The organism is Ruegeria sp. AB5 (assembly GCF_056542645.1).
This window is the reverse complement of sequence record NZ_JBQGAE010000002.1, coordinates 433181-439844: the sequence shown is the minus strand read 5'-3', so window position 1 is coordinate 439844 and position 6664 is coordinate 433181. Positions and strand designations below refer to the sequence as shown.

Sequence of the window (6664 nt, the reverse complement as noted above, 5' to 3'; positions counted from 1 at the left end):
GGCAGCGCGCCAACGGCGCGCTGCCGGGCCCAACTCTATTGACGGCATCTCTGATGCAGGCAAGAGAGGCGGGAGCAGTTCATATCTCTCTCAAGCCTCAACTAAGTCGCTCGAACAGGCTCGAAAGCCGCTCTGTCTCTTCTTTGAAACCAAAAGGTGCGTTGATCACAAACATGCCGGACCCGACCATACCGTGCCCCTTGCGGGCTGTTGGAAAGGTGACTTCGTGCCGAATGGCTTTGGGAAATGTCTGAGCAACCAATGCTTCGATCATCGGCGTGTGACGCCCGTCGACAAGGATCGGATACCATAGCGCAATCACACCCACATTCCATTTCCGATGCAGCTTGGCGATGAGCCCGGGCAGACGGTCATATTCCGATTTCACCTCATAGCTTGGATCGACCAGCGCCATACCGCGCCGGGGCGTGGGTGGCAGCAGGGACTGAGCCAGTTCATACCCGTCCTGCTTGTACACTCGGGCATTGCGTCCGGGCACAACCTGCGACAGCGCTGTACACTCCTGGGGGTGCAGTTCAGCGAATTGCAGACTGTCCTGAGGACGCAGCAAATTGGCAGCAATCAAAGGTGAACCGGGATAGCACTCGGCGCCATATCTGACCCGCGTGGCCAAGATGGCTTGCACAAGGGGATGATCTTCGCCGAACCAGTCTTCGCGCTGTACCCGTTGAATACCAACTTCGGCCTCTCCGGTTTTGCGAGCCTCATCCGAATCCAGACGATAGAGGCCACGCCCGGCATGGGTTTCGAGGTAAGTTAGTGGTTTGTCCTTGCGGGTCAGATAGGACAGCGTCCATGCCAATAAAGCGTGCTTTTGCACGTCAGCCAGATTCCCGGCGTGGTAAATGTGTTGATATGAGAGCATATTGCCTTCTAAAGTCCCTGCAATTGAGGCGAAAAGGTGCTGATTGCCGCGGAATCAGCCCTTTTACCGGGCGAGTTGGCACCCTATAAGTCATCCGTCCCGGAACCGTCGAGTCGCGGGCAGTAGAAAAACCGACATACAGGATCAGGGGAAATATGGGGATCTTTGGCAATCTGGGCGGCCTGTTCACAGCGGATATGGCTATCGACCTTGGGACGGCAAACACGCTGGTTTATGTCAAAGGCCGCGGTGTAATCCTTTCTGAACCCTCAGTCGTGGCCTATCACGTCAAGGACGGTGTGAAAAAGGTTCTGGCGGTCGGCGAAGACGCCAAGCTGATGCTGGGCCGGACCCCAGGGTCGATCGAGGCGATCCGCCCAATGCGGGAAGGTGTAATCGCCGACTTCGACACGGCCGAAGAAATGATCAAGCACTTTATCCGCAAGGTTCACAAACGCTCGACGTTTTCGAAGCCTAAAATCATCGTCTGTGTCCCTCATGGCGCGACACCGGTTGAAAAACGCGCCATTCGTCAATCGGTTTTGTCCGCAGGCGCGCGCCGCGCGGGCCTGATTGCCGAACCGATTGCGGCAGCGATTGGCGCCGGCATGCCCATCACCGACCCGACCGGCAACATGGTTGTCGATATCGGCGGCGGGACGACCGAAGTTGCGGTCCTGTCCTTGGGTGACATCGTTTACGCCCGTTCGGTCCGTGTTGGTGGAGACCGGATGGATGAGGCCATCATCTCGTATCTGCGTCGCCAGCAGAACTTGCTTGTAGGTGAGTCTACAGCTGAGCGCATCAAGACCACCATCGGCACCGCTCGGATGCCTGACGATGGCCGCGGTCAGTCGATGCATATCCGGGGCCGCGACTTGCTGAACGGCGTGCCGAAAGAAATCGAGATCAGTCAGGCGCAGGTGGCCGAGGCCTTGTCCGAACCGGTGCAGCAGATATGCGAGGCCGTGATGACCGCACTGGAAACCACGCCACCCGATCTGGCCGCAGATATTGTGGACCGGGGCGTGATGCTGACCGGCGGCGGCGCGCTGCTGGGTGATCTGGACCTTGCGCTGCGCGAACAGACGGGTCTGGCCGTGTCAATTGCCGATGAAAGCCTGAATTGTGTGGCTTTGGGCACCGGCAAGGCGCTAGAATACGAAAAACAGCTGCGCCACGCGATTGACTACGAAAGCTAAGGCGCGCACCCTCTGAAAGAAGGGTTAATTCGGCACGAGCAGCACGGGAAGGTAACCTGTGGCAAAAGACCGATCACAGCGCGACGACTACACGGCCCCACTGCGCCGTTTGTTGCTGGGGATCATCGTTCTGTGCTTGTTGGGCATCTTTGTCGTCTGGCGGATCGACAGTCCGCGGGTCGAGCGTTTCCGTGCTCAGGTGGTGGACGCCGTTGTGCCGTCGATGGAATGGGCCATGGTGCCGGTCACCGCGACCGTCAATCTGGTCCGCGATTTCCAAAGCTACCAGCGCCTGAGCGAACAGAACCGCGAACTGCGTTCTGAACTGCGCCTGATGCGTGCCTGGAAAGAGGCGGCCCTGCAACTTGAGCAGGAAAACGCCCGGTTGTTGGATCTGAACAATGTTCGCCTCGATCCGCGCCTGACATACGTGACCGGCGTCGTCATGGCCGACAGTGGCTCACCCTTCCGGCAATCAGTCCTGTTGAATGTAGGCGAACGGGATGGGATCGTCGATGGCTGGGCCACTATGGACGGGATCGGCCTGGTTGGCCGCATCTCGGGTGTTGGCCCCGATACTGCGCGTGTCATTTTGATGACCGACGCCTCAAGCGCGATTCCAGCGACCATTCAACCCTCAGGTCAAACTGCTCTGATCGCGGGCGACAACACTCCGGCACCCGTCGTTGAGTTTTTGGAAAATCGCGAACTGGTGCGCCCTGGCGACCGCGTCGTGACCTCGGGGGATGGCGGTGTGTTTCCGGCGGGATTGCTGATTGGCCAGATTGCCGCAGACCCCGGAGGCCGCCTGCGCGTTCGCCTTTCGGCGGATTTCGAACGGTTGGAATTCCTGCGTGTGCTGCGATTCAACTCGGCCCCACCCATCCGCGATCCAGGTCGGATCGTCGGCCCTGCCCGGCCTGCGGCCGCCCTGACACCCGAAGAGGCAGGAGATGGATAAACCGGCCTCGCACATATGGGTGATGCGCGGGCTGTACATCGCGCTGGCAGTGTTTGTCTTGTTTCTGCACCTGCTACCGCTGGACACGCAACCTGATCGCTGGCCATTTCCTGACACGCTGACCGCGCTCACCTTTGCGTGGGTTCTACGTCGGCCTGACTATGTCCCGACAATTCTGATCGCGCTGGTTATGTTGCTCGCAGATTTTCTGTTGCAACGCCCACCGGGGCTACTGGCGGCACTGGTTGTTCTTGGTACGGCCTATTTGCGCGCGGCGGCACCGGGGACGAGAGATGCGGGGTTTGTCGCAGAATGGACCTCGGTCAGTATCGTTGTTGCCGGTGTCTTTCTGGCCAACCGTATCATCCTTGCCGTTCTTTCAGTTGATCAAGCGGCATTTCTACCGGTCGTGATACAGCTTGTGCTGACAATTGCGGTCTACCCGGCCATAGTATTGTTAAGCCAAAGCGTATTCGGCGTGCGTCGTGTTTCAGCCGCGGATGCAAGCGCTACGGGGGCCCGGGCATGAAACAACGCAAGACCAAAACCGAAGGCCTTGCGTATAAACGCTTACCTCGGCGGGCCTTTGTCCTGGGTGGCCTGCAAGCGGTGTTCGTTGGCGGGTTGGCTGCCCGAATGCGGTATATGCAGGTCGATCAGGCCGATGAATATCGTCTGTTGGCCGAAGAAAACCGCATCAATATTCGTCTGATACCCCCAACTCGCGGGCGCATCTATGACCGTAACGGGCAAGTTATAAGTCAGAACTCCCCGTCTTATCGCATTGTCATCGTACGCGAAGATGCTGGTGACATCGACAAGGTGATCGCCAAGTTGTCCGAGCTGATCCCGTTGAACGGGGACGAGATTGAACGCGCCCGCACCGAAATGCGACGTTCGGCTCCGTTCCTGCCGGTCACATTGGCCGATCAGGTCACATGGGAAGATATTTCCAAGGTTGCAGTCAACGCGCCTGCACTGCCGGGCGTCATTCCCGAAGTCGGGCAAACCCGCCAATATCCGCGATACGAGGACTTTGCCCATATCGTGGGCTATGTCGGTCCGGTCAGTGACTATGACCTCAGCCAGATCGAAGACCCCGAACCGGTGCTGCGCATCCCGCGGTTCCAGATCGGCAAGGTGGGTCTAGAAGCCAGACAAGAGATCGAACTGCGCGGCAGAGCCGGCTCCAAAAGGGTCGAGGTCAATGCCACGGGCCGCGTCATGCGCGAGCTGGATCGGCAGGAAGGCCAACCCGGCGCTGATCTGCAGCTCTCGGTCGACGCGGACCTGCAACAATACGCTCAGGCACGGCTTGCCGGAGAAAGCGCCGCCGCCGTTGTCATTGACTGCGAAACCGGAGATCTGCGGGCGATGGCCTCGGCCCCCAGTTTCGACCCCAACCTGTTTGTGCGCGGTATCTCGGTCGCGGATTACCAGATCCTGACGCAGGACAAATACCGCCCGCTGGCAAACAAGACGGTACAGGGCACATACCCGCCCGGATCGACCTTCAAAATGGTCACTGCTTTGGCCGCGCTTGAGGCTGGCGTTATCGGACCGGGCAACACCGTCTACTGCCCCGGCCACCTGAAGGTCGGCAGCCGCCGTTTCCACTGCTGGAAACGGGGAGGTCATGGCATGGTTGACCTTAACACATCGCTGAAGCGCAGTTGCGACGTCTATTACTACGATGTGGCATTGAAAGTCGGGATCGACAGAATCTCTGATATGGCGCGCACTCTTGGGTTAGGCATCAAGCACGATATCCCGATGTCTGCCGTGCGCGCCGGTTTGGCGCCCAATCAGGAATGGAAACAGCGTATCCATGGCGAAGACTGGCTGGTTGGCGATACGGCCAATGCCTCTATCGGGCAGGGATTCATGCTGGCGTCGCCTATGCAATTGGCCGTGATGACCGCACGGATCGCCACTGGGCGCGCGGTATCGCCCCGTCTGGTGCGGTCGATAGACGGGGTCGAACAGGCCAGCGGAGCGGGTGAGCCGCTGAACATCAGCGCCTCGAACCTGCACTACATCCGCGAGGCGATGTGGGCTGTGTCGAACGACCGACGCGGAACCGCATATCGCAGCCGGATCATCGCGGACGAGTTCCGCATGGCGGGCAAGACAGGCACCAGTCAGGTGCGCAATATCACCAAGGCCGAACGGGCCGCCGGGGTGATCCGAAACGAGGATCTGCCTTGGGAGCGGCGCGACCACGCCCTGTTCGTCAGCTATGCCCCATATGACAATCCCAAATACGCCATCGCGGTTGTGGTGGAACACGGCGGCGGCGGATCCAAGGCAGCCGCCCCTGTGGCGCGGGACATCATGTTGCAGGCGCTCTACAGCGGGACCCCCCCTTTAGAAGCCTATCCGGCTGGCGACCGCGAACGCATCAAGGAACAGCAAAAACGGCTCGAGGGCGACCGTCGCCCCAAAGCGCGTCCCGATGAAAAGGACCGCGCATGAGCTATCTTGAATATGCTGTAAAATCCACACCTTCGGGGATACGCAAATTTCTGTACATGAACTGGCCGCTAACGCTGTTGCTGATCAGCACGGCCAGCGCCGGATTCCTGATGTTGTATTCCGTGGCTGGCGGCTCGTGGCTGCCTTGGGCCGAGCCTCAGATGGAGCGATTTGGCCTCGGCCTGACGGCGATGTTCATCATCGCGCTGGTCCCGATCTGGTTTTGGCGAAACATGTCGGTGCTGGCCTATCTGGGCTCGATCGCGTTGCTTGTATTTGTTGAACTTTTCGGAACCATCGGCATGGGCGCGCAACGCTGGATCGACCTTGGGTTCATGCGGCTGCAGCCCTCCGAGGTGATGAAGGTCGCATTGGTGATGCTGTTGGCGGCCTACTATGACTGGCTGCCGTCGCACAAAACCTCGCGTCCGCTTTGGGTATTGATCCCGGTTGTTCTGATCCTGATCCCCACCTTCATGGTGTTGCGGCAACCGGACCTTGGCACCTCGATCCTGCTGCTGGCCGCAGGTGGAGGGCTGATGTTTCTGGCCGGTGTCCATTGGGCCTATTTCGCGGCGGTGATCGCGGCCGTGGTTGGTTTGATTGGCACTGTCTTCAACAGCCGTGGGACCGATTGGCAGTTGCTGAAAGACTATCAGTTCCGGCGGATCGACACGTTTCTGGATCCGTCGACCGACCCGCTGGGCGCGGGCTATCATATCACCCAGTCAAAGATCGCCTTGGGTTCGGGCGGATGGAACGGTCGCGGATTCATGCAGGGCACACAATCGCGGCTGAACTTCCTGCCCGAAAAGCACACGGATTTCATTTTTACCACGCTGGCGGAAGAGTTCGGCTTTGTCGGCGGCATTACCCTGCTGGTGCTTTACACACTGATCCTGGTCTTTTGCATGGTCACTGCCCTGTCGACCAAGGATCGGTTCTCATCGCTCGTCACTTTGGGTATCGCGCTGAATTTCTTCCTGTTCTTTGCCGTCAACATGTCGATGGTCATGGGGCTTGCCCCCGTCGTGGGTGTTCCGCTGCCCATGGTCAGTTATGGGGGTTCGGCCATGTTGGTTCTTATGGCCGCTTTTGGCATCGTGCAAAGCGCCCATATTCATCGCCCACGCTAAATGG

General features: G+C 59.1%; 6 protein-coding genes. 5 read left to right on the top strand and 1 reads right to left on the bottom strand.

The genetic code is table 11. The features are described 5' to 3' along the window. Window positions 1-97 precede the first annotated feature (97 nt). Window positions 98-886, bottom strand: a complete 789-nt coding sequence (locus ACR0L4_RS07495) for a 23S rRNA (adenine(2030)-N(6))-methyltransferase RlmJ (RefSeq protein ID WP_480511788.1) — start codon at window positions 884-886, stop codon at window positions 98-100. A gap of 155 nt (window positions 887-1041) precedes the next feature. Here ACR0L4_RS07495 and ACR0L4_RS07490 point away from each other — a divergent pair, with 155 nt between their 5' ends. Genes ACR0L4_RS07490 through rodA form a run of 5 tightly spaced genes read left to right on the top strand, consistent with a single transcriptional unit; the run spans window position 1042 to window position 6660 of the window. Next, window positions 1042-2088: a rod shape-determining protein gene (locus ACR0L4_RS07490; protein ID WP_039523195.1), complete on the top strand. Its 1047-nt coding sequence runs from the start codon at window positions 1042-1044 to the stop codon at window positions 2086-2088. A gap of 58 nt (window positions 2089-2146) precedes the next feature. Beyond that, window positions 2147-3049 carry a rod shape-determining protein MreC gene (gene mreC / locus ACR0L4_RS07485; protein ID WP_480511786.1) on the top strand — a complete coding sequence of 301 codons (903 nt, stop codon included), beginning with the start codon at window positions 2147-2149 and terminating at the stop codon, window positions 3047-3049. Continuing rightward, entirely contained in the window at window positions 3042-3578 is a 537-nt protein-coding gene (locus tag ACR0L4_RS07480) for a rod shape-determining protein MreD (RefSeq protein ID WP_480511784.1), read from the top strand. Before mreC ends, ACR0L4_RS07480 begins: the two co-directional genes overlap by 8 nt. Next, entirely contained in the window at window positions 3575-5524 is a 1950-nt protein-coding gene (mrdA, locus tag ACR0L4_RS07475) for a penicillin-binding protein 2 (protein ID WP_480511782.1), read from the top strand. Before ACR0L4_RS07480 ends, mrdA begins: the two co-directional genes overlap by 4 nt. Then, a complete protein-coding gene (rodA, locus tag ACR0L4_RS07470; RefSeq protein WP_170749852.1) occupies window positions 5521-6660 on the top strand; it encodes a rod shape-determining protein RodA in 1140 nt (379 codons plus the stop codon). The genes mrdA and rodA overlap by 4 nt, the downstream gene beginning before the upstream one ends. Window positions 6661-6664: the final 4 nt, after the last annotated feature.

Coding starts and splice junctions, on each gene's coding strand:
- ACR0L4_RS07490 (WP_039523195.1), top strand. CDS start 1,042: ATGGGGATCTTTGGCAATCTGGGCGGCCTGTTCACAGCGGATATGGCT.
- rodA (WP_170749852.1), top strand. CDS start 5,521: ATGAGCTATCTTGAATATGCTGTAAAATCCACACCTTCGGGGATACGC.
- mrdA (WP_480511782.1), top strand. CDS start 3,575: ATGAAACAACGCAAGACCAAAACCGAAGGCCTTGCGTATAAACGCTTA.
- ACR0L4_RS07480 (WP_480511784.1), top strand. CDS start 3,042: ATGGATAAACCGGCCTCGCACATATGGGTGATGCGCGGGCTGTACATC.
- ACR0L4_RS07495 (WP_480511788.1), bottom strand. CDS start 886: ATGCTCTCATATCAACACATTTACCACGCCGGGAATCTGGCTGACGTG.